We start from the raw sequence: 20,953 nt of genomic DNA, 5'->3' as shown, positions 1-20,953 counted from the left end.
TCTACCGTTTACTCGTTTAATGGATTCTATATGGCAAACCTCCACATACCCGACACGCGGCAGACCCTTCGGTCCTTTGCTGAGATCCAGGCGTATTTGAATGAGCGAGGCGTTTGGCACGACCGCTGGGAGGCCAGCCAAGTTATACGCCGGGAAGCTACCCAGGAAGAAGTACTGACGGCCTATGAGCCCGTGCTCCGGCCCTATATGGAGGCCAATGGCTACCAGGTGGCCGACGTGATCAATATCTATCCGGAGATGCCAAACCTGGCGGAGCTGCGAAATAAATTCCTGGCAGAGCATACCCATACCGAAGATGAGGTTCGCTTCTTTGTGGCAGGTTGTGGGTATTTCTGGTTTCACCTGGAGGGGAACCCCGTGTTCTGTGTAAAGTGCGAGGCCGGCGACCTCATCAGCGTGCCTGCGCACACCCGGCACTGGTTCGACCTGGAGCCCGTACCCTACGTGAAGGCCATCCGAATCTTTATAGACCCTACCGGCTGGGTGCCCCACTATACGGGTAGCGACCTGGCCCAGCGCTACCAGGCTGACCCTAAGGCATAACAATCCGCTCTGATTCTCCTTACAAATGGCCCTCCAGCTTATTCTGACCGATATTGAAGGCACCACCAGTTCGGTTTCCTTTGTGCACGACGTGCTTTTTCCCTACGCCCTCCAGCACATGGATGATTATCTGCTACGCCATGGGCAGGCGGCTGTGGTGCAGGCCCTGCTGAATGATGCTGCCTGCACGGTGGAGAAGGAAACAGGTACCCGGCCAGATCTGCCACAGGCCGTAGACCACCTGAAACAGTGGCTGCGGGCAGACAGAAAGCATACAGCCCTGAAAAGCTTGCAGGGATTAATCTGGGAAGAAGGTTACGATCGGGGAGACTTTATAAGCCACCTGTATCCCGAGGTGGCAAGCTGCCTGCAAGCCTGGAGGGCAGCGGGCTATGCACTCGGCATCTACAGCAGCGGCTCGGTTCATGCTCAGCGCCTATACTTTTCGCACACCGAGGCCGGAGACCTTACGCCCCTGTTCTCCTTCTTTTTCGATACCACCATCGGGCCCAAAAAGGAAGCAGACAGCTACACCCGCATTCTACAGCATGTAGGGCTGGCGGGGTCGGAGGTCCTCTTCCTGAGTGATGTGGAGGCAGAGCTGGATGCTGCCCGGGCTACAGGCATGCGTACCTGCCAGCTGGTTCGGCCCGGCACCGTGGCCAGCCACCTGCACCATACGGCAGCCGACTTTACTCAAATAGAACCGGCCGCCGTATGAAGATTATCTGTGTAGGGCGAAACTATGCCCAGCATGCTGCCGAGATGGGTGCCACTGTACCCAGTGAGCCGGTGCTGTTTATTAAGCCAGATAGTGCCCTATTGAGAGAAAACAAACCCTTCTATATACCCGAGTGGACCCAGGCGGTACACTATGAGTGCGAGGTCTTTTATCGAATAGGGAAAAAGGGAAAGTACATTTCCGCCCGGCATGCGCTACCCTATATAGATGGGGTAGGCTTGGGCATTGACTTCACGGCCCGGGATGTACAGGAAACCTGTAAGCAGCAGGGCCTACCCTGGGAGAAGGCCAAGGCTTTTCATGACAGTGCGGCGGTAAGTGAGGTGTTGCCGCTCGAGGCCTTCCCCGATCCATATCGCCTGGATTTTGAGCTACGGGTAAATGGGGAGACAAGGCAGAAGGCCCATACCGACGAGATGCTTTTTACCCTCCCGCAGATCATGGAGCACGCTAGCCGGTACTTTCTGGTTAAAATTGGCGACTTTGTTTTTACCGGAACCCCTGCCGGTGTGGGCCCTGTGCAGATAGGCGACCACTTGGAGGGCTTCTTAAATGGCCGGAAGCTACTGGATTTTTATATTAAGTAGCCTGCCCGATGCCGCCGTCGGCCTTTCAGGGCGGCCACACCCACACCCCGTCCGTTACTCCGGTATTTCTTCGTAGGGTACGTCCTCTATACCTGCTCCTTTGGTGCTTTTCATCCGCTTTTCCCGATGGGGTACTTTCAGCTTTACCTCAGCGTTCAGGTTTAGCTCTTGCTCATAGTGGCGGTCATACCTGGCCTGCTGCTGGTTTTGTTGCTGCCAAAAGTTCTGTTCCATCTTCCGGGTTACACGCCTTAGCAGATACCTTAGTATGCGCGCACCAAATATCCGCCACAGCACCCGTAGGCTCAGGTAGATAATCAGCGTTACAATAATAAACTTGAGCAAGCCCATAGTAAGTATCAGTAGGACACCCCCGGAGTTCAGGAGGGAGAGGGCACCGCAGCCAACGAGGCGGCACGAAAATAACACGCCTCATATTGGTTAACGATAAAGGGTAGCGAAAAAGTTTGCGCGCGGGCATAGGCCGCCAGTCGGTAGTCTACCAGCCGGGCATCATCGGCCAGTATGTCTAGCGCGCCCTCCAGCATGGCATCCAGGTCTCCCACGGGTGCCAGCCTGCCACTTATGCCATCGGCTACCACCTCGGGTAGGCCGCCCACGTGGCTGGCCAGCACGGGCATGCCACAGGCCATGGCTTCCAGGGCACTTAGGCCAAAGCTCTCCTGCTCGCTGGGGATGCAGAACAAGTCTCCGGCGGGCAGTATGTCTTCCACCGCCTCTTGCTTGCCCAGAAACAGCACGTCGCAAGACAAGTGTTCCTCGCGCACCCGCCGCTCCAGGCCCGGGCGCTCGGGGCCATCGCCCACAAACACCAGCTTGCTTGGCAGCTCCTTGCGTAGGCGTGCAAAAAGGCTCAGCACATCGTGCACCCGCTTCACTGGGCGGAAGTTGCTCACGTGCATTAGCACGCGCGTATTGCCACATGGGCTTAGCACCTGGCGCAGTTTGTTTTCCGCCCGGTTGGAGCGGAAGCGTGCCAGGTCCACAAAGTTGTGGATCACCTCTATGTCTCGTTTTATCTCGAAGTTCTCATACGTGGCCTGTTTCAGGTAGTGAGATACAGCCGTTACCCCGTGGCTTTGGTTTATGCTATAGGTTACCACAGGCTCGTAGCTGGCTTCCTTGCCTACCAGGGTAATGTCGGTGCCATGCAGGGTGGTTACGATGGGCAGGTACTGGCCCATGCTTTTCAGTATCTGGTGCGCCAGGTAGGCGGCGCTGGCGTGCGGTACGGCATAGTGCACATGCAGTACATCCAACTGCTCGTAGCGGGCTACATCCACTATGCGGCTAGTTAGTGCACTCTCATACGGCAGAAAGTCGAACACCGGATAATCCTCTGCATACACCTCGTGGTAAAATACATGCTCATTGAACCCCTCCAGGCGCACAGGCCGCTTATAGGTGATGAAGTGCACCGTATGGCCCCGCTGGGCCAGGGCCTTGCCCAGCTCGGTGGCCAGCACCCCACTGCCCCCATAGGTGGGATAACAGACCATGCCAATCCTGAGCGCCCTGTGTGGCAAAGACTCCATACACAGAAGAGCCTGCTGCGCCCCAAAAAAGTTTCAAAAGCTGCGTAAATATCAGCTACCACCGGCACCGCGTGCTCACAGATGCAGATTTTGTGAATACAGGTTTTTTATCAGGCGATTCAGGCATGAATACAAACCATCCGGCGGGCACCTGGCACCATAATTGCTGGGGATACGTAGTTTGGACCGATAGACGTTTTGATTTGAGTAGAGCAATGGAACCCCGGAACCTGCTACAGATGGAATGCGACAACGCAAAGGTGCAATGGCAACGCACGTACCACCGGCGCAGGATGGGCCTGAATCGTACCGGAATCGGACTTGTGCTGTTCACACTTGGCTGTGCCCTGGCCGCCTGGCTGCTGCTTGGTTAGGCATGCAGCGCGGAGGCCCCCCGGGGAGCAGCAGCAGGGCAGGTAGCCGCCCGGGCGGGTGTAAGATCCAGGAAGATAGCGTTGCACCCCTATGCGCCATTGCCTAACTTTACGGGCATGTATACGCCAAATACCATGTCTAAAAATCTGTCTGAAACGCAAGCTTACCGCACTGAGAAGGATACAATGGGCGAAGTGCAAGTGCCCGCAGATCGCTACTGGGGCGCACAAACCCAGCGTAGCCTGGAGAACTTCCGGATCGGCCAGGCTAGTGGTAAAAATCGCATGCCTATCGAGGTTATTCACGCCTTTGCCTACCTGAAAAAGGCTGCTGCCCAGGCCAATGCCCAGCTGGGCGTGCTGCCTGCGGAAAAAGCCCAGGCCATTGCTACCGTGTGCGATGAAATCCTGACCGGTGCGCTGGACAGCCACTTCCCCCTGGTTATCTGGCAGACGGGTAGCGGCACCCAGAGCAACATGAACGTGAATGAGGTGGTGAGCAACCGCGCCATAGAGCAGCTGGGTGGCCAGGTTGGTAGCAAAAGCCCCATACACCCCAATGATGATGTAAACAAAAGCCAGAGTAGCAACGACACCTTCCCCACGGCTATGCACATAGCCGCCTACAAAATAACCGTAGAGGCCCTGATGCCCGCCCTGGAGCAGCTGCGTGGCACCCTGCACCAGAAGAGCCGCGAGATGTGGAAGGTGGTGAAAATAGGCCGTACCCACTGCATGGATGCCACCCCCCTCACCCTGGGCCAGGAGTTTAGCGGCTATGTAACCCAGCTGGACCGCGGCCTGGCTGCCCTGCGCAATGCCCTGCCACACGTGGCCGAGCTGGCCCTGGGTGGCACCGCCGTAGGCACCGGCATCAATACCCCCAAGGGCTATGCGCCCCTGGTGGCCCAGAAGATAGCGGAGCTGACTGGCCTGCCCTTTGTTTCTGCCGAAAACAAGTTTGAGGCCCTGGCAGCCCACGATGCCCTGGTAGAGCTACACGGTGCCTACAAGCGCGTAGCCGTTTCGCTCATGAAGATCGGCAACGACATCCGCCTGCTCAGCAGCGGCCCCCGATCCGGCATAGGCGAGATCCTGATCCCCGAAAATGAGCCAGGCAGCAGCATTATGCCCGGTAAGGTGAACCCCACCCAGTGCGAGGCTCTGACCATGGTGTGTGCCCAGGTAATGGGCAACGACGTGGCTGTGAGCGTGGGTGGCAGCAATGGCCACTTTGAGCTGAACGTATTCAAGCCCCTGATCATCCACAATGTGCTGACCAGTGCACGCCTGCTGGCCGATGCAGTAAGCAGCTTTAACGACCACTGCGCCGTAGGCATAGCACCCAATCTGCCCATGGTAGACAAGCACCTGAACAACAGCCTGATGCTGGTAACTGCCCTGAACACCCACATCGGCTACGACAAAGCCGCGGCCATAGCCAAGAAGGCGCATAAAGAGGGCACTACCCTGAAAGAGGCCGCTCTGGCCCTGGGCTACCTGACCGAAGCGGAGTTTGCCCGCTACGTGGTGCCCGCAGATATGGTGGGCGAGCTATAAATTTTCTGTATAGGAGGGACAGCTGCCAGCTTAGACAAGCTTGAAGTAAGCGAATACCTTAGGGCTTCAATCTATCAGGCATAGGCTACCTCTTGCCTATTGTGCCATAAAATCCACTATAGAGAAGGAGGCTTAGAGCATGAAGATTGTAACCAGAAGCCGAAGACACAGGTGCTCTACATATAGGATGCCCAGTGTTTAATTATGGCCACTAACGGTCTCTATTTCGATGTAAATCTAAGAAAATGAAAATTTCTAATTATCAAATTGGCCTATTTTTTGGTCTATACATAGCAGTTTTTTTGCTGTATAACCTTAATTCTGAAAAGCAAATTATCAATGGAGGGGTGGGTTCAGATGGATTTCTCTACTATACCATGGCTCGTTCAAGTGAACAAGAATTTAGGGATAGAAAATTCGAGAGCTATTGGCTTGGCAGAATGCTCTTACCCCGAATAGCGCATTATGCAGAGAAGGCATTCTCTCAGGTAGGATTAGTGGATTCAACCCGAGATGTAAAATCCATGACACAGACCCATTTGTTTTTGAACGCATTATGGATGACAATAATTTTTCTGATTATTAGAAAACTCGGGGCTCATTTTGGCATGAATAATGTTCAAATATTGTGGACATTAATTGTATGTTTCCTGAATTTTTCATTTTTTCGGGTATTTGGCTATGACCCTCTTTTTACGGATATTTTTGTTAGCATGTTAGTTATTACCGCAGTATACTTCCATGTAATTCAGGCAAAAACTTGGATGATGCTGGGCATCTATTTTCTTATTCTATTCTCACATCCGGCCGCATTTCTGTTTGTTCTTCCATTAATTTTGTTTCTAGATCTTGACAAATCAGACAAATATAATTACAGTCTTCGAAGTAGGTTGACGATCGTATATAAGTTTCTGATGTTTGCATTTATTCTTTGTTTCACTCTATTTTGGGCTTACTATGTTTATACTCTTTTTAATCAAAATAGGAGGCCTCCATTTTCGCACACAGAACCTGTTAATTTCTATCTTCTGCCCCTTTCGCTTGTAATTTATGTTGGCTATTTGATTTTTCTTCACAAAAAATGGTCTCAATTAATGCTGACTGCAATGGCTTCTTTCAAATTTCAGAAAAAGATTGCAATTGTATTTGTTTGTTTGCTGGCCATGGTTTTGTTTAGGTCAATAATTATTGACTCAATTTCTTCAGGTAGCGAAAAATCTATCCTTGATCTAAAGGGCGGTAAACTCTGGAATCTTCCTGCTATTTTGTTCTTTATCCCGCTTGTTAACCCTGGAATCTCTTTTGTGGCCCATTTTTTATATTACGGTTCATTTGTATTGATGATCCTTGTTTTTAATAAAAATTTCTACAAAAAAATTTCACAACTTAATAACTCACTTATATTAGTAACAGGCCTCTTCTTTGTTTTTTTACTAGACAGTGAATCTCGGAGAATTACATTTTTTATTCCCTTGTTCAGCCTTCTAGTAATTCAATCCATTTCGATCTCTCATAAGAGGCAATTGTTTTTTACTGCGCTACTACTTGGATTGGGCATTATTTTCTCTGGCTTCTGGGTTTACATTAACGAGTGGTCAGAAGGATTGACTCCCAACCATTATCAGTCACAGCTGTGGTTAAACTTTCACGGTCCTTGGATGAAGACTTGGTTTTACGGGATAGGTGCCGCTTTATTTTTACCATGTCTGTGGCTATTTTGGTACATAAAGAAGCGCTGGACGGTGCCTGATCGAATCGATACAGCGGTTGTTCTGCCTGCTGGCTCAGATTCAAGGGACGGGACGTCTCTCCTCTAAAGTTAGTTCGCACATTAAAGGAGGCATGTTTGCACAAGTCAGTTGTGCTGTTACTTCGGCATGCCCGTTTTAATACTCAAGGTTTTTGTCGCTCGACAATCGAATCCGGGTTGCCACGCCCCCATGTCTCGATCTAAAGCAGAATTTCGTTTTTTTGCGATGTGTTAGATAAGATAAAAGAACTCGAGAAAGCCGTGTGTGCAGCCGAGTTATCCGATACCGCCGCTCTGGAGCGTTTCAAGCAGCAGTACACAGGCAGAAAGGGCGCCATCGCCGCCCTGTTCGAGGCCTTTAGGCAGCTGCCTGGGCCCGATAAGGCTCCGCTAGGCAAGCCGCTGAATGAACTGAAGCAGCTGGCGGAGGCTCGCTATGCCGAGGCACAGCAGCAGCTGCAGGCCCATGCCCCGGTGCAGGGCCAGCCCGAGGACCTGGGCCTGCCCGCCAGCCCCTACCGAACGGGCGCCCGCCACCCCATCTACGACACCGAGCGGAGAATCATCGATGTTTTTGCCCGCATTGGCTACACCGTGGAGGCCGGGCCAGAGATAGAGGACGACTGGCACAACTTCAGCGCCCTGAACTTTGAGCCCAACCACCCCGCCCGCGACATGCAGGACACGTTCTTCCTGCAGCGGAACCCCGACTGGCTGCTGCGCACCCACACCAGCAGCGTGCAGGTGCGGGTAATGGAGCGCCAGCAGCCCCCCATACGCATACTGGCGCCGGGCCGCGTGTACCGAAACGAAACCATCAGCGCCCGCGCACACTGCTACTTTAACCAGGTAGAGGGTCTGGTGGTAGATAAGAACGTTAGCCTGGCCGACCTGAAGCAAACATTGGGCTATTTTGTAAAGTCCATGTTCGGCCCAAACCAGCGTATACGCCTAAGGGCCAGCTATTTTCCCTTTACCGAAATAAGCGCCGAGATGGATGTGAGCTGCCTGATATGTGGCGGCGAAGGCTGTGCCGTGTGCAAGCACACGGGCTGGGTAGAAATAATGGGCTGTGGCATGGTAGACCCCCAGGTGCTGGAAAACTGCAAGATAGACCCCGATGTGTACAGCGGCTTTGCCTTTGGCATGGGCGTGGAGCGCATCGCACAGCTTCTGTACCGCGTGCCCGACCTGCGGCTGTATAGCCAGAATGATATCCGCTTCCTACACCAGTTCGCCCGCATCCAATAATTCCATAATTTTAGCCAGCCCGGCAGGCTGTTTAGCCAGTGTTCAGGCCGCCAGCCTACTCTTCTGCACACAGCCCTGCGGGCACCCCGATCGCTCACCATACGCTACTCATGTACGATTACGACCACATTCAGCAGCTTCTTCGGCAGTCGCACCAGGGTAAAGCTGCACTTTTGAGCGATCTACTCCTGCTCAAGAAGGAAGGTCAGCCCGAAAACGTACACCAAATCATCGATAAAACAGGCGAGCACCTGGCCAAATTCAACCCCAGCCCCATGTGGCTGGAGACAGACCTGGCGGGGATTATCCTGGACGTAAACGATGAGCTGTGCCGAGCTAGCGCGTACAGCAGAGAAGAACTGATCGGAGAAAAGGTAAGCATCCTGCAAAGCTCCTATACGGAGTTTGGCAAGTTTACCGACCTGTGGAACACCATTACCGCTGGCAGAGCCTGGCGCATCGAGCTACAGAACCGCAAGAAAAACTACCAGACGTACTGGGTAGATGTCCTGATAGCCCCAGTGCTGGATGCAGCGGGAAAGGTGGTTAAGTACTTCAGCATTGCCTACGACATCTCTGAACTCATGACCCAAAAAGAAGAGGTTGAGTTCAAGAATATAGAGATGACCGAGTCCATCAAGTATGCGCGCCGCATACAGAAGATGATCTTGCCCAGCAAGAAGGAAATGGATGATGAGTGGGACGACTACTTTATAATATACAAGCCCAAGGACGTGGTTTCGGGCGACTTCTACTGGTTCAAGCGCACAGTAGACAAGGTCTTTTGCGCCATAGTAGACTGTACGGGCCATGGCGTGCCCGGCGCCTTCATGAGCCTGATTGCCAATAACCTGCTGAATCAGATTGTATTACAACAGGGCATTTATCAGCCCGGCCGCATCCTGAGCGAGCTGCACAAGGAGGTGCGGGCTACCCTGAAGCAAGATGAAGAGGAAGAGGGCCGAAACCCTAGCCGCGATGGCATGGATATGAGCATCGTGGTCATCAGCAAGTTTGACGACGAGGTGCTGTACGCAGGTGCCAACCGCCCACTCTTCTGGGTACACCAGGGCGCACTGAATGTGGTGGACCCGGATAAGATGAGCATAGGCGGGGAGCAGCTGGAGGAGGAGCGCGTGTTTACCACCCAGCTTATCGAACCACAGGATGGAGACGTATTCTACATGTTCTCGGATGGTATTGTGGATCAGTTTGGCGGGCCCGACCAGAAAAAGTTTGGCACCAAAAAGCTAAAGCAGCTGGTAATGGAGAACCACCACGAAAAAATGAGTGTGCAGCGCGCCCTCTTCAACCTGGTGTGGAAAGACTGGAAAGCCGACGATGAGCAGATAGATGATGTAACCATGATGGGCTATCGCTATCGCAGCGTGTAGCACCCCATAACCCGCACCCCCCACCTGCTGGCAGCGTAGCCGCCCACGGCATCGGCTAGTAGTCGGCGGCAACAGGCAGGCTTGGTAGCCCATTCAAACCCGTTTTATTACCATTCGCGCACGATATAAAGCCATCTAAGTCGGCGGCTTGTACAAACCCGCTTTTCCTGTATTTTTGCATTCACTTTACCCGAATACCCGTTCAGCGGCTTACATACCGGAATATGGCAGGAGTTATTAATAAAATCAGAAGCAAAACAGGCCTGATGCTTGTTGTACTGGGCGCAACCATGGTGCTCTTTCTGGCACAGGATGCCATATCCAGCTTTGGGAGCTTTTTTGGCAGCGGTGATGCGGACAAGATTGGCGAAGCCTACGGCGAAAAAATCCCCCAGGAATACTATGCTGGCATGGTGGATGTAGAGCAGAGCTTATCTGAAGCGCTAAACCCCAACCAGCCCCAGACAGCCGAGCAGCTGGAGCCCCGCGTGTGGCAGCAGCTGATGGACCAGATTGTGATAGGCCGCGAGGTAGAGGCCGTGGGCCTCTTCGACACCGATGCCGAGCGCTGGCAGCGCAGCGCACGGAACGGCGGTGGAGAAGTGCTGGTAAACAAGCTTACGCCTCGCCAGTATGCCGAGCTGTTTTACGGCCAGGATCCGCACCCGATCATCACCAGCAACTTTGGCAGCGGTGCCGAGTTTCGCCAGCGCGTAAATGAAAAACTGCCCCCCAACAGTACCCCCGAGCAGCAGCAGCAGTACTACCAGCGCCAGCGCTACTACGAGGCCCTGAAGCTATATGTAGAGCGCCAGCATGTACAGCAGGCCTATGGCAGCCTGCTGAAGATGGGTGGACTGGTAAGCAAGGCCCACGCCCGCCAAGACTACCTGGAGGCCAACACCCGCTATGATGTGGACTACTGTGCCGTAACCTATAGCGCCCTGGCCGATTCGCTCTTCCCGATAGAGGAGAGCGAGCTGCAGGCCTACTACAACAACAACCTGGAGCGCTATGCTCAGGATCGGGATGAGGCTCTTGTAGATTTTGTGCGCTTCCCCACCACGGCTACTGCCCGAGACTCGGCCCTGCTACGTGGCCAGCTGCAGCAGCTACAGGCCCGCTGGCAGCAGGCCGCTGATGACTCGGCATTTGCGGAGCTAAATAACCAGAGCTCCGTACGCTTTGCAAACGGCTGGCAGAACAGCGAAGAGCTGGACCAGCAGGTAAAAGACCTGATAGCAGGCCAGCAAGCCGGTGCACTGCTTGGCCCCGTGCAGATGGGTAGCCAGTTTCGCATCATGAAACTGACCGGACGCGAAGAGCGGACCGATCGCCCCTTTGTAAAACTGCGCTACATGATGGTGGCCATACGCGACACCACCCAGACCGGAAAGGCCGAGGCCCTGAAAAAGGCAGAAGCCCTGCGGGCCGAGACGACACCCGAAAACTTCCAGCAGCTGCTGTTTGACCAGAGCAAAAATGAAGCCCCTTCCGTTTTTCAGGATCGCGGGGAGCTTGGCTGGCACCGCTACGGCCAGTTTGCGGCAATAGATGAAGCGGTGCGCAGCGCACAAAAAGGCCAGATTATCGGCCCGGTAGCCCTGCCCGGAGCCTACCTGATTCTGGAAGTGCAAGAGCGAAATACCTCCGCCATTCGCCTATCTACCATTGCCGCAGACATACGCCCCAGCGACCAAACGCTGGACAGCCTAAAGCGCCAGGCCGATGCCCTTATATCCGAAACCCTGAAGGAAGCGGACGTACCCTTTGCTGAAAAGGCCAAGAAACTGGGCTATACCACGCAGCAGAGTCAGCCCCTATTCTCCGGTCAGTCTTACATAGCGCAGGGTATTTCCGGCGATCAGGCCAAGGAGATTATCCGCTGGGCACTGGACGAGGAGCGTGTGGATGGCGACGTTCGTGCCGACGTACTACAGACCGAATCTGCCTACTATGTCCTTTCCCTGAAGGAGCGGAAGCCGGAGGGCTACCTTGCCTTCTCCAAGGTGGAAGAGCGGGTGAAGGCCAAGGTGCTGGCTGAAAAGAAGGCTGCTGCCATTTTGGCTCGCATGAGCAAGATACAGATCGACACCAACCTGACCCGCGTGGCTACGGCTTTCGGTCCCGGTGCCTTTGCCAGCACAGCGGCAGGCATTACCTTCGACTCTCCCGGGATACAGGGCACCCAGGATCCTGTCCTGATCGGCAAGCTTACGCAGCTCAAGTCCGGCCAGCTGTCCAAGCCCATAAAGGGGGAGGCAGGCGTGTATCTGGTATACGTAAGGCGTGTAACACAGCCCGATAAACTGAGCGACGAGGTAATAGAGCAGCACCGCAGCCAGCTGCAGAGCCGCCAGCAGGGCGAGTATCAACGCAGTGCCCTGGAGGGGCTGAAGGATGCGGCAGGCATAAAGGACTATCGTTATCGATTCTAGGCCGTGATCCGGGGCTTTCGCAACCCACTGCTGCTCCTGCTGCTGCTGGGCCTTACAGTTGCGCTCCGCTGGCCCGCCTTCGACCCCCAGTACTACGCTACCGACGAGTCTTTTCACCTGGCGGCCGCCCAGCGCATGGTGCAGGGCCATCCGCTGTACCTGGAGGTGTGGGATAACCGTCCCCCCCTGTTGCCCTGGGTGTATGCCGCCGTGGTGGCCCTGTTTGGCAGCCATGCGCTGTGGGCCATCCGCATCTTGGCCATCCTGTTGGCCTTTTGGGCAGCAGTGCTCATGGGTTCGCTCTACAACCGCTACCGCTTTAGTGCGCGCGAAACCGCCTTGCCTGCCTTCCTCTTTGCCTGCTGGCTAAATGGACCCTGGTACACCCTGGAGCTAAACGCAGAGCTGCCCATGCTGATCCTGTGCCTGCTGATGGCACGCTTCCTGGCAGACTACTTCATCGAGGAGCAGCGCAGCTGGGGCCGGCTCTTTGCCATTGGGGCTATGGCTGCCTCGCTGGTGCTGCTTAAGTATCAGGGCATCTTGCTGGCCCTGGCTTTTGTGGTTTCGTACTTCAGCATTGCTGCCAGCCGGTTCCGAGAGCTGCTCGTGCTACTGGCCGGTGCGCTATGGATCCTGCTGGCCGCCGTCTTCATACTTTACTTTCAGGGCTCTCTGGTGGCTTTCTTTCAGCAGGGCCTGCTGTATAACCTGGACTACCTGCTGGCTGCCCAGAACCCCGATAGCCAGGTAAACGGCTGGGGCTTTGTAGAATATCTGAAGGTGTGGGGTGTCCCCCTGCTGGTGGCCCTGCTGGGCTTCCTGTACCTGCGGGGTCACTACTTTAGCCTTGCTATCCGCCAGCGTCGGATGGAGACCATCATGGCCTGGTGGTTGATTGCCAGCCTGCTCTCCATCCCCCTGGGTGGCTGGCGCATGTATTTACACTATTTTCTGCTGGTGCTCCCGCCGCTCACCTTTTACTTCGTCTATTTTTTGCAAAACTTGGTGCCCCGCTGGTTGCGCCCGGCCGTACTGCTGCTCGCCCTGGCGGCTACTACTGTACTATATGCCAGCTACCCTTTGGCACGCACTGAGCGGCTGTTTCGGCTGGCAGAGCCGAAACTGACCCCAGCTGGGTGGATGCACGGCCTGAGAACCCGTCTACAGCCCGACCCGAACATACAGGCCCTGGATAGTGCCCTTCGGTCGCGCGGGATAAGTGGTATCTGGGTAGTAGACTTTAGGCCAGAGCTCTATACTGCACTGAAGCAGCGGGGCGAGACAAAGTACATGAACTTCTATATGGCGCGGGCCAGAATGACCTGGCTAACGGAAAACCTGAAGCGCCCCGAGCCGATAAGCAGGCCCGAGAGCCTGGCCGATTTTTATGCCGAACTGCTACGTGCCCGCCCGCAGGCCATACTGGACCCTGTAGGCCATATGCCCGAGCTACAGCAGCGGCTGCTGTGGCTACAGCAGCACTATGAGCCAGACACCATTGGCCACATGCCCGTCTATTTCCTGCGGGCATCCTCTGAATAACTACCTGCCGCCGCTATAGCCGGAAATGGCCATATTCTACCCCATCCAGCCCTTGTATCATGATTTCTCCCATTGAAATACGTCAACACAACTTTGGCAAAGCAATGCGCGGCTACAATGCCGATGAAGTGCGTGCCTTTTTGCAGTCGCTCTCGGCAGAGTGGGAACAGGTGCTGGAGGATAACCGCCGCCTGAAATCTGAGCTGGAGCGTACGCAGGCCAGCCTGCGCAGCTACACAGATATGGAGGAGATCATGCGCAAGACCCTCTACCAGGCCGAGCAGAGCAGCATGGCTACCATGGATGCGGCACGCAGAGACGCAGAGCTGAAGCTGGCTGCCGCCGAGCAGCAGGCCCGGGAGATACGCGCGGAGGCCCAGCTGGAGCGCCAGCGCGAAGAAATGCGCCTACAGGATCTGCTGGAGAAAAGGGCTACCATTATGGGTCAGCTCAGGGCATTCCTGAAGAATGAGCTGGATCAGCTCCAGCACCACGAGGCCAACCTGATTGGGCGCAGCCAACCCCTTGACCTGCCGCTATCGCCCACAGCGGAAGCTATACAGGAGGTGCAGACAACCGTAGCGCCTGTTCCTACCCCTACCCCCGAGGCACCCCGCAGGCCGGAGCCGCTGCCCGAGGTACCCCCAAAACCGGAAGCGGTGCCCAGCCTGGAGCCTATCCGGATGGCTGCTCCGCAAGACCCGATACTGCCCGAAAAGCCGACACCCAGGCCGGTGGCGCAAAAGCGGCAGGGTAGCTCTTTTTTCGATCAGGCAATCCAACATTCGGATAAATCCGCTATCATTGAGTCTTTAAGCGAAGATCTGTGATCCTGGCTGATACGGAAATACTGGCTAGTATGGAGCGGGGGGACATTGTAATCAGCCCCTTTGACCCCACCTGTATGGGTAGCAACAGCTACGATGTGCACCTGGCTAAATATCTGGCTGTGTATACTACCCAGGAGCTGGATGCCCGGCTGCACAACCCAACTGTGGAGCTCATTATACCCCCCGAGGGCTATGTGCTGCAGCCCAATACACTGTATCTGGGTGTAACCCAAGAGTATACCGAGACCCACCGCCACGTGCCCTTTCTGGAGGGGAAGAGCTCCGTAGGCAGGCTGGGTATAGACATCCATGCCACGGCTGGCAAGGGGGATGTGGGTTTTTGCAATAACTGGACGCTGGAAATCTCCGTCTCCATGCCTGTTCGGGTATACGAGGGCATGCCCATTGGCCAGCTCATCTACTTTGAGGTGCGTGGCGAGGTTCGCACCCGATACAATACCAAGCAGAGCGCAAAGTACACAGAGCGTACCGAAAGGCCGGTAGAAAGCATGATGTGGAAGAACAAATTCTAGAAGAAGAAGCATATGAAAATAGTGCCCCCCCAAACGCTGGCCAGCCTGGCAGCCATCCTGAACATCGAATATATAGGTCCCGCAGATCATCCCGTTCTGGGCATCAATGAGATACACCGAGTAGAGCCGGGCGACCTTACTTTTGTGGACGTAAAGAAGTATTTCAACAAGGCACTAACCAGTGCTGCCACCACCATCCTGCTGAATGAGCGCACAGAGCCACCTGCTGGCAAGGGCCTGCTACTCAGCGACGATCCGTTTCGCGACTACAACCGCCTTACCGAGTACTTTCAGCCCACCCTCAGCCTTACCCAGCAGGGAGGTGCACAGGCCGTACACCCCACCGCCCACCTGGGCCAGCATGTGGTGTTGGGCGAGGACGTGGAGATAGGCGAGGGGGCGGAAATTGGCCACAATGTGGTAATAGGTAGCCATGTACGCATCGGCGCACATACCCGCATCTACAGCCAGGTGTATTTGGGCGATTATACCGTGGTGGGCAGCCACTGCACCATACAGGCAGGCGCACAAATAGGCGGCGAAGCCTTCTACTTCAAGAAGCGCCCCTATGGCCGAGACAAGATGCTGACCAAGGGCCGGGTGCTGATAGCGGATCATGTAGACATAGGTGCCGGTACCTGCATAGATCGGGGCGTGAGTGCAGACACCACCATAGGCGAGTATACCAAGATAGACAACCTGGTGCAGATAGGCCATGATACCAACATTGGTGCACGGGTGCTAATAGCCGCACAGGTGGGTATTGCAGGCGTGTGCACCATAGAGGACGATGTGACCATATGGGGCCAGGTAGGTATCCCCAGCGACATAGTGGTGGGTGCTGGCTCGGTTATCCTGGCCCAGAGTGGGCTGATTAGCGACGTGCTCCCCGGTAAGATATACATGGGCAGCCCGGCTGCCGAGCACAAGAAGCACCTGCGCCAGCAGGCCAGCTTGTCTAAACTGCCGGGCTTGATACAGCGGCTAGACGAATAAGTTATTCGGGTCTTTTAATAGGCACTTCGCAGATATTCTTCCTGTCTGTTGATATTCGCTACAGGGCATGGCTCTCTTCCCAGGGTGCTGGTTGATGCTCCCCGCCCTTGCGTAGCTTCTTAAGCCGACGGCTGCTGCGCAGCAGGCCGATCTGCACCCATACGCTGGCAATGCCCAGCCCAAAAAACATACAGGCCCCGGCAATCAGGGCAACCCTATGCACGGGAGTAGTTTCCGTATGCAGAACGTAATCGGAGAAGAAAACCCCGCTGCTGATGAAAAGTAGGCTCATCCAAGTCATCTTGAAAAGCATCCAACCTTTCGAGATACTGAAGTGTACAGTGCTTTTGTAAAACCTCATGGGTCGATTGGGAAAAGGGTGAATGTACCGGATACGCTTACCGTCCGTCAGGTAAGTACGGTATTTCACAGACGAAAGTTATGGATTGGGCCACCGCAGGCGGGCCACCTCTTTTCCTGGCCCAGCCTCTGGCCCATCAGCGTCTTTCTTCAAAAGTCATGCTCAGGCCCACACCCGATACGTGCTTGAGCTGGGTGCGTGGCCCAGTACCCACCTGCACCCGCTGGCCACCCCGCCGCTCATACAGCGGAACCTCGGCATCTTCGTCATAAATAAGCTGCACAAAGATGCTAGCGCTTAAGAAGCGATTCACCTTTAGCTGGATACTGGTCTCGCTGTTTACGTCCACTTTTCCGCGGCTTCTCGGGTTATCTTGTGCATAGCCGTTGAAGAGGTCCAACTTCTGGTCTATCACCACATTCTTTGCCACCTCCCGCTGAAAGCGCGCAAAGAAAGAGGCCCCTGTTTCCTGGCGAAACACCTTGCCAGGTTTCACAATGCGCCCACTTCCGTCCCGCTCGGCAGGCTCTACCCCAAAGGCCCCTTGGTTGGCTAGCTGCTGGCTGGTTACCAGGGTCAGCTTGCTCGACAGGGGAGCCAGGTTAAACTTGAGGTACGGAAAGGGCTTGTATTCCAAGCCTGCGGAAACGACGATGTAGGCAGGCGAGAAGAAGCGCGAAACAACAGCAGAATCATTGGGATACGCATAGCCGGGCGTAAACTGCGAACGAAAATTAAATAGGGCAGAATAGTTGAGCACCGGAGTAGTGGCATAGCCAAGGGTCATGTTCAGGTCCATCCGGTCCTCATTCTTGCGCACGCCCGTTTCGCCCAGGCTTTGAATGCCGTAGCTGGCATCCAGGGTTGTCTCAAACCGGATGCGGTCGCGCTTGTACCGGGCAAAGGTGTTTACGGTGCCCAAAAAGGCAATGGAGCTTTCGCCCCCCTGTGCCCAGTTTTCCAGCGTAACCATGCTATAGTTCAGGTTCGCCTTGCACCCCAGTGTCCAGTACGTTACGGTATCGATGTGTGTGCCCTGGCTGTCTAGCTTGTCTACCACTTTCACCAGGTCATCTATTTCCAGCAGCGTAGTGTCTTGCGCCCGGGCCTGCCCAGGCACCTGCCCAGCCAGGCAAAAAACAAGGGAGCTTATAAGCAGGGCGATTCGCACGGGCAGTCATGCTTGCTGCAAACATACACATTCGGGCCGATCTACCCGTACTTGCGTCGGACCCTTACCTTTGTGGCATGCATGTGGTTCTGATAGACCGATACCTGGATAGTATGATAGAGGGCTTGGGGCAGCTAGGCCTTACCTACCGCTATGTGCCCGACTGCACCGGCACAGAGGCGACCCTGGCCCTGGCCGATGCCGAGGTGCTGGTGCTGCGGAGCAAGCTGGCCCTTACAGCCGATCAGCTACGGCAGGCCCCCCGGCTGCGCCTGGTTATCCGCACCGGCGCAGGCCTGGACCACCTGGATCTGCCAGCCCTGGCGGCAGCCGGCATCCGGGTGGTGCCTACCCTGGGGGCTAATAGCGATGCAGTGGGCGAGCATGCGCTGGGCCTGCTGCTGGGCCTGCTACACCACATACCCCGCTCCGATGCCGAGGTGCGGAGGGGCCAGTGGCTGCGCCAGGCCAATATGGGCGAAGAATTGGGCGGCAAGGTAGTGGGCATTGTGGGCTATGGCCACACCGGCAGGGCCTTTGCCCGCCGGCTGGCAGGCCTGGGGGTGCGCGTGTTGGCCTACGACAGAGACCAGGCCGACTATGCCGATGCCTACGCCGAGGCCGCACCCCTTGCCGCACTGCAGGCACAGTGCCAGGTGCTCAGCCTGCATATCCCGCTAGACCCGGCCAACCACCACTGGCTAGATGCCCGCCGGCTGGCTGGCTTTGCACAACCGCTGTGGCTTGTAAACACCAGCAGGGGGCCTGTGGTAGATACACAGGCCCTACTATCCGCCCTGGCCAGTGGGCGGGTGCTGGGTGCGGCCCTGGATGTGCTGGAGAACGAAAAGCTGGATCGGCTAACGGCTGTGCAGCAGCGGCAGATGCAGGCCCTACAGGCCCATCCCTCCGTCATCCTTACCCCCCACATAGCCGGCTGGAGCTGGCAGGCCGAGCAGCGGTTTGTGGATCAAACCCTCGGAATAGTGCGCAGATACCTGGCCGGAGAAGAGATTTAGACCTGTGCCCAGCTTGCGTAGGGGCCCGCTTTTTTTCGTACTTTGAAAAGTTCGACTGCACGGAGGCCAGCGCGGGCTTCCATGTATCCCTTATCTCCACCCAAAACCAACGGTGCCATGGCAAAGACAAGGATTCATCAGCTGATAGACACTCAGGTTCGCAAAATGTCTATATGGGCACTTTTCCTGCTCCTGCTTAGCCTGCTGGGGGGAGCGGCTATCATACAAGTGTTCCGGTCACCGGGGATATCCGTCCCCACCGTACAGGCACTCGGAAAACTGGATGCACTGGTAGGGCAAGCCCGGCTACAGCCTGGTGCCCCTGTGGCTGCAGCCGGCGCAGACCCCGGCACCCCACCGGACACGGCTGCATACAGCCTGCCTGGCACCCTGGCTGCTGCCCGCAGCACCCTGGCAGCAGCACGGCAGCAGAGCGCAGAGCCCGATGCGCCGGCCTATGCAAAGCTGGAAAGCTACCTGACTGTGCTGGAGCGCCAGGCGGATGCCTATGCGAAGGCGGACGCACAAGTAACAGCGCTGAGGCGGACGGGTAAAAGTAGAACCGCACAGGGAATCAGGCAGCATGACGCTGCCGTAGTGGAAATGGAGCAAGCCCGGATCGCATTTGAGGGCGCAAAACCCCCGATCGCACAGCTGCTGGCAGAGGCCCTGGCTGTAGAGCAGGCAGCCAGACAGGACCGAACCACCACCGTTGCCTGGATCCTGTTGGCTGTTTCCGGGCTTATTTCTATCACGCTGATCTGGCAGATGTATAAGGCCAGCAAAGGCATACCCAAGGCGCTGGAGGCAAACGTGTTTGCCCCCCTGCAGGAAGTGCGCAGGGCCACCAGGGAGATCATCCGGAATGGTAAGCTGGAAGAACCCGTAGCCTATGAGGGCAAGGATGAAATAGGAGACCTGGTGAGGAGCTTCAACGAGATGGCAAATGTGGTAGGAAATACCCTGCACAAGCTATGGGAGCAAGAGGCAACGAATAAGGAAAGTAACCGAAACCTGCGCAGACAGGAGGAAAAACTGTGGGGCACGGTGAAAGAGCTAAAAAAGGCACAGGCCGAAATGAGAGAGGCGGAGGAGAAGCTGCGCCTGGCCAATGGCCAACTAGAGCACATGAATGCGAACCTGGACCGAATGGTGCATGAACGCACCCAGGCCCTGCAGAACACCCTGACGGAGCTGCGGGGCACGCAAAACAAGATGATCCTGAGCGAGAAAATGGCCGTACTGGGCCAGCTGGTGGCCAGCGTAGCCCATGAGATCAATAGCCCCCTGGGCGCTATCAAGAGTAGTATTGCAAACATTAAGGAAAACCTGCCCGACCTGCTGAATAAACTGCCCCCGCTGGTAAACACCCTGGATGAGCAGCAGCGGGGGCTGTGGGCAGCCCTACAGAGAGACCTGAGAGATAGCCCTGCCGAGCACATGACCCTGAATGCCCAGCGGGAGCTGAGAAAGACAATGATCAACATCCTGGAGCGTGAAGATGTAGAGGACGCGGACGAAGTGGCCCGTAACCTGATCGATGCAGGCTTCCGCACAGACCTGGAGAAATACCTGCCACTCTTTGAGGCTCATGATCCCTATGCACTCAGCCGCCTGATATACCAGCTAGGTGCCATGTACAATAACACAAAGAACATAGAGCTGGCCATTACTAAAACAAACAAAATCGTCTTTAACCTGAAAAACTACAGCCGCCGCCAGGATGATGATGTGCTGATACCGATAAACATGCAGGAAAGCCTGGAGACCATACTGGTGCTTTACCATAATAAAATAAAGCATGGCATAGAGCTGCACACAAGCTTCGGGCTCGTGCCTCCTGTGCTGGGCAATGGAGATGAGCTAGGCCAGGTGTGGACCAACATTATCGCTAATGCCGTGCAGGCCATGGGCGGAAAGGGGCTGCTGGACCTGAAGCTGTGGGAAGAGGATGGGCGCGTGAAGGTGCGGATACAGGATGATGGCCCCGGCATACCCGAGGACATTCGGGAAAAGATATTCGAACCCTTCTTTACCACCAAAAAGAAAGGAGAGGGCACCGGCCTGGGGCTCGACATCTGCAAAAAGATCATCGAAAAGCATGGAGGCACCATCCGCCTGGATTCTGAGTCAGGCAAAGGCTCGACCTTTACCATAGAGCTGCCTGCTATGCGAGAGGGGGAAATGGAGGACCCCAGCGAGGAGGAGAAGATCCAGGTATGAGCAGGTCGGCAGCTTACTTTATTGTGCCAGCCGGGCGAGCTTTGCCTATATTTTTGTTT

Annotated in this window: 18 protein-coding genes; 14 read left to right on the top strand and 4 right to left on the bottom strand. The window is 55.5% G+C overall.

The features are described from left to right. Positions 1–30 precede the first annotated feature (30 nt). From LW884_04215 to LW884_04205, 3 genes are read left to right on the top strand one after another with little or no spacing between them, the layout of a single operon-like run. Positions 31–564, top strand: coding sequence for a cupin (locus tag LW884_04215; protein MCE3007539.1), 534 nt, complete (start codon positions 31–33; stop codon positions 562–564). Positions 565–589: 25 nt separating this feature from the next. Continuing rightward, positions 590–1,285 (top strand): acireductone synthase, encoded by a 696-nt coding sequence (gene mtnC, locus LW884_04210; GenBank protein ID MCE3007538.1) that lies wholly within the window; start codon positions 590–592, stop codon positions 1,283–1,285. Then, complete coding sequence (locus tag LW884_04205) at positions 1,282–1,893, top strand: fumarylacetoacetate hydrolase family protein (GenBank protein MCE3007537.1); 612 nt, start codon at positions 1,282–1,284, stop codon at positions 1,891–1,893. The genes mtnC and LW884_04205 overlap by 4 nt, the downstream gene beginning before the upstream one ends. A gap of 54 nt (positions 1,894–1,947) precedes the next feature. On the opposite strand, the gene LW884_04200 is transcribed toward LW884_04205, so the two are convergent. Together LW884_04200 and bshA are read right to left on the bottom strand one after the other, a co-directional pair. Then, entirely contained in the window at positions 1,948–2,238 is a 291-nt protein-coding gene (locus tag LW884_04200) for a hypothetical protein (GenBank protein MCE3007536.1), read from the bottom strand. A 35-nt stretch (positions 2,239–2,273) separates the two neighbouring features. Further along, a complete protein-coding gene (gene bshA / locus LW884_04195; protein ID MCE3007535.1) occupies positions 2,274–3,413 on the bottom strand; it encodes an N-acetyl-alpha-D-glucosaminyl L-malate synthase BshA in 1,140 nt (379 codons plus the stop codon). Positions 3,414–3,958: 545 nt separating this feature from the next. Between bshA and fumC the strand changes: the two genes are divergently transcribed. The 9 genes from fumC (at position 3,959) to lpxD (ending at position 16,120) form a co-directional block, all read left to right on the top strand. After that, positions 3,959–5,383, top strand: a complete 1,425-nt coding sequence (gene fumC, locus LW884_04190; protein ID MCE3007534.1) for a class II fumarate hydratase — start codon at positions 3,959–3,961, stop codon at positions 5,381–5,383. A gap of 245 nt (positions 5,384–5,628) precedes the next feature. After that, entirely contained in the window at positions 5,629–7,200 is a 1,572-nt protein-coding gene (locus LW884_04185) for a hypothetical protein (GenBank protein MCE3007533.1), read from the top strand. A 161-nt stretch (positions 7,201–7,361) separates the two neighbouring features. Then, entirely contained in the window at positions 7,362–8,384 is a 1,023-nt protein-coding gene (gene pheS, locus LW884_04180) for a phenylalanine--tRNA ligase subunit alpha (GenBank protein MCE3007532.1), read from the top strand. A 173-nt stretch (positions 8,385–8,557) separates the two neighbouring features. After that, the gene (locus LW884_04175) at positions 8,558–9,778 is read left to right on the top strand and encodes a SpoIIE family protein phosphatase (GenBank protein ID MCE3007531.1); all 1,221 of its coding nucleotides are present in this window, start codon (positions 8,558–8,560) and stop codon (positions 9,776–9,778) included. Between the two features lie 266 nt (positions 9,779–10,044). Further along, on the top strand, positions 10,045–12,216 hold the full coding sequence (locus tag LW884_04170) for a peptidyl-prolyl cis-trans isomerase (protein ID MCE3007530.1): 2,172 nt from the start codon (positions 10,045–10,047) through the stop codon (positions 12,214–12,216). Positions 12,217–12,219: 3 nt separating this feature from the next. Beyond that, positions 12,220–13,761: a glycosyltransferase family 39 protein gene (locus LW884_04165; protein MCE3007529.1), complete on the top strand. Its 1,542-nt coding sequence runs from the start codon at positions 12,220–12,222 to the stop codon at positions 13,759–13,761. Between the two features lie 59 nt (positions 13,762–13,820). Continuing rightward, the gene (locus LW884_04160) at positions 13,821–14,591 is read left to right on the top strand and encodes a DivIVA domain-containing protein (GenBank protein MCE3007528.1); all 771 of its coding nucleotides are present in this window, start codon (positions 13,821–13,823) and stop codon (positions 14,589–14,591) included. Further along, positions 14,588–15,124 (top strand): dCTP deaminase, encoded by a 537-nt coding sequence (gene dcd, locus LW884_04155; GenBank protein ID MCE3007527.1) that lies wholly within the window; start codon positions 14,588–14,590, stop codon positions 15,122–15,124. The genes LW884_04160 and dcd overlap by 4 nt, the downstream gene beginning before the upstream one ends. 12 nt (positions 15,125–15,136) lie before the next feature. After that, the gene (gene lpxD, locus LW884_04150) at positions 15,137–16,120 is read left to right on the top strand and encodes a UDP-3-O-(3-hydroxymyristoyl)glucosamine N-acyltransferase (GenBank protein ID MCE3007526.1); all 984 of its coding nucleotides are present in this window, start codon (positions 15,137–15,139) and stop codon (positions 16,118–16,120) included. Between the two features lie 58 nt (positions 16,121–16,178). Here lpxD and LW884_04145 read toward each other — a convergent pair whose 3' ends face one another. Both LW884_04145 and LW884_04140 read right to left on the bottom strand, forming a co-directional pair. After that, a complete protein-coding gene (locus tag LW884_04145) occupies positions 16,179–16,550 on the bottom strand; it encodes a hypothetical protein (GenBank protein ID MCE3007525.1) in 372 nt (123 codons plus the stop codon). 67 nt (positions 16,551–16,617) lie between these two features. Continuing rightward, positions 16,618–17,652: a DUF3078 domain-containing protein gene (locus LW884_04140; GenBank protein ID MCE3007524.1), complete on the bottom strand. Its 1,035-nt coding sequence runs from the start codon at positions 17,650–17,652 to the stop codon at positions 16,618–16,620. A 77-nt stretch (positions 17,653–17,729) separates the two neighbouring features. Here LW884_04140 and LW884_04135 point away from each other — a divergent pair, with 77 nt between their 5' ends. Together LW884_04135 and LW884_04130 are read left to right on the top strand one after the other, a co-directional pair. After that, positions 17,730–18,671: a phosphoglycerate dehydrogenase gene (locus LW884_04135; GenBank protein ID MCE3007523.1), complete on the top strand. Its 942-nt coding sequence runs from the start codon at positions 17,730–17,732 to the stop codon at positions 18,669–18,671. Between the two features lie 117 nt (positions 18,672–18,788). Beyond that, positions 18,789–20,894 (top strand): ATP-binding protein, encoded by a 2,106-nt coding sequence (locus LW884_04130; GenBank protein MCE3007522.1) that lies wholly within the window; start codon positions 18,789–18,791, stop codon positions 20,892–20,894. Positions 20,895–20,953 lie beyond the last annotated feature (59 nt).

Source organism: Bacteroidota bacterium, assembly GCA_021300195.1.
Taxonomy (GTDB): domain Bacteria; phylum Bacteroidota; class Bacteroidia; order J057; family JAJTIE01; genus JAJTIE01.
Note: the sequence above shows the minus strand (reverse complement) of the source record. Positions and strands in the feature narration are given on the sequence as shown.

Excerpts from the sequence above, each read along its gene's own strand:
- LW884_04215 (MCE3007539.1), top strand. The coding sequence starts at position 31 with ATGGCAAACCTCCACATACCCGACACGCGGCAGACCCTTCGGTCCTTT.
- mtnC (MCE3007538.1), top strand. The coding sequence starts at position 590 with ATGGCCCTCCAGCTTATTCTGACCGATATTGAAGGCACCACCAGTTCG.
- LW884_04205 (MCE3007537.1), top strand. The coding sequence starts at position 1,282 with ATGAAGATTATCTGTGTAGGGCGAAACTATGCCCAGCATGCTGCCGAG.
- bshA (MCE3007535.1), bottom strand. The coding sequence starts at position 3,413 with ATGGTCTGTTATCCCACCTATGGGGGCAGTGGGGTGCTGGCCACCGAG.
- fumC (MCE3007534.1), top strand. The coding sequence starts at position 3,959 with ATGTCTAAAAATCTGTCTGAAACGCAAGCTTACCGCACTGAGAAGGAT.
- LW884_04185 (MCE3007533.1), top strand. The coding sequence starts at position 5,629 with ATGAAAATTTCTAATTATCAAATTGGCCTATTTTTTGGTCTATACATA.
- LW884_04170 (MCE3007530.1), top strand. The coding sequence starts at position 10,045 with ATGCTTGTTGTACTGGGCGCAACCATGGTGCTCTTTCTGGCACAGGAT.
- LW884_04160 (MCE3007528.1), top strand. The coding sequence starts at position 13,821 with ATGATTTCTCCCATTGAAATACGTCAACACAACTTTGGCAAAGCAATG.
- lpxD (MCE3007526.1), top strand. The coding sequence starts at position 15,137 with ATGAAAATAGTGCCCCCCCAAACGCTGGCCAGCCTGGCAGCCATCCTG.
- LW884_04135 (MCE3007523.1), top strand. The coding sequence starts at position 17,730 with ATGCATGTGGTTCTGATAGACCGATACCTGGATAGTATGATAGAGGGC.
- LW884_04130 (MCE3007522.1), top strand. The coding sequence starts at position 18,789 with ATGGCAAAGACAAGGATTCATCAGCTGATAGACACTCAGGTTCGCAAA.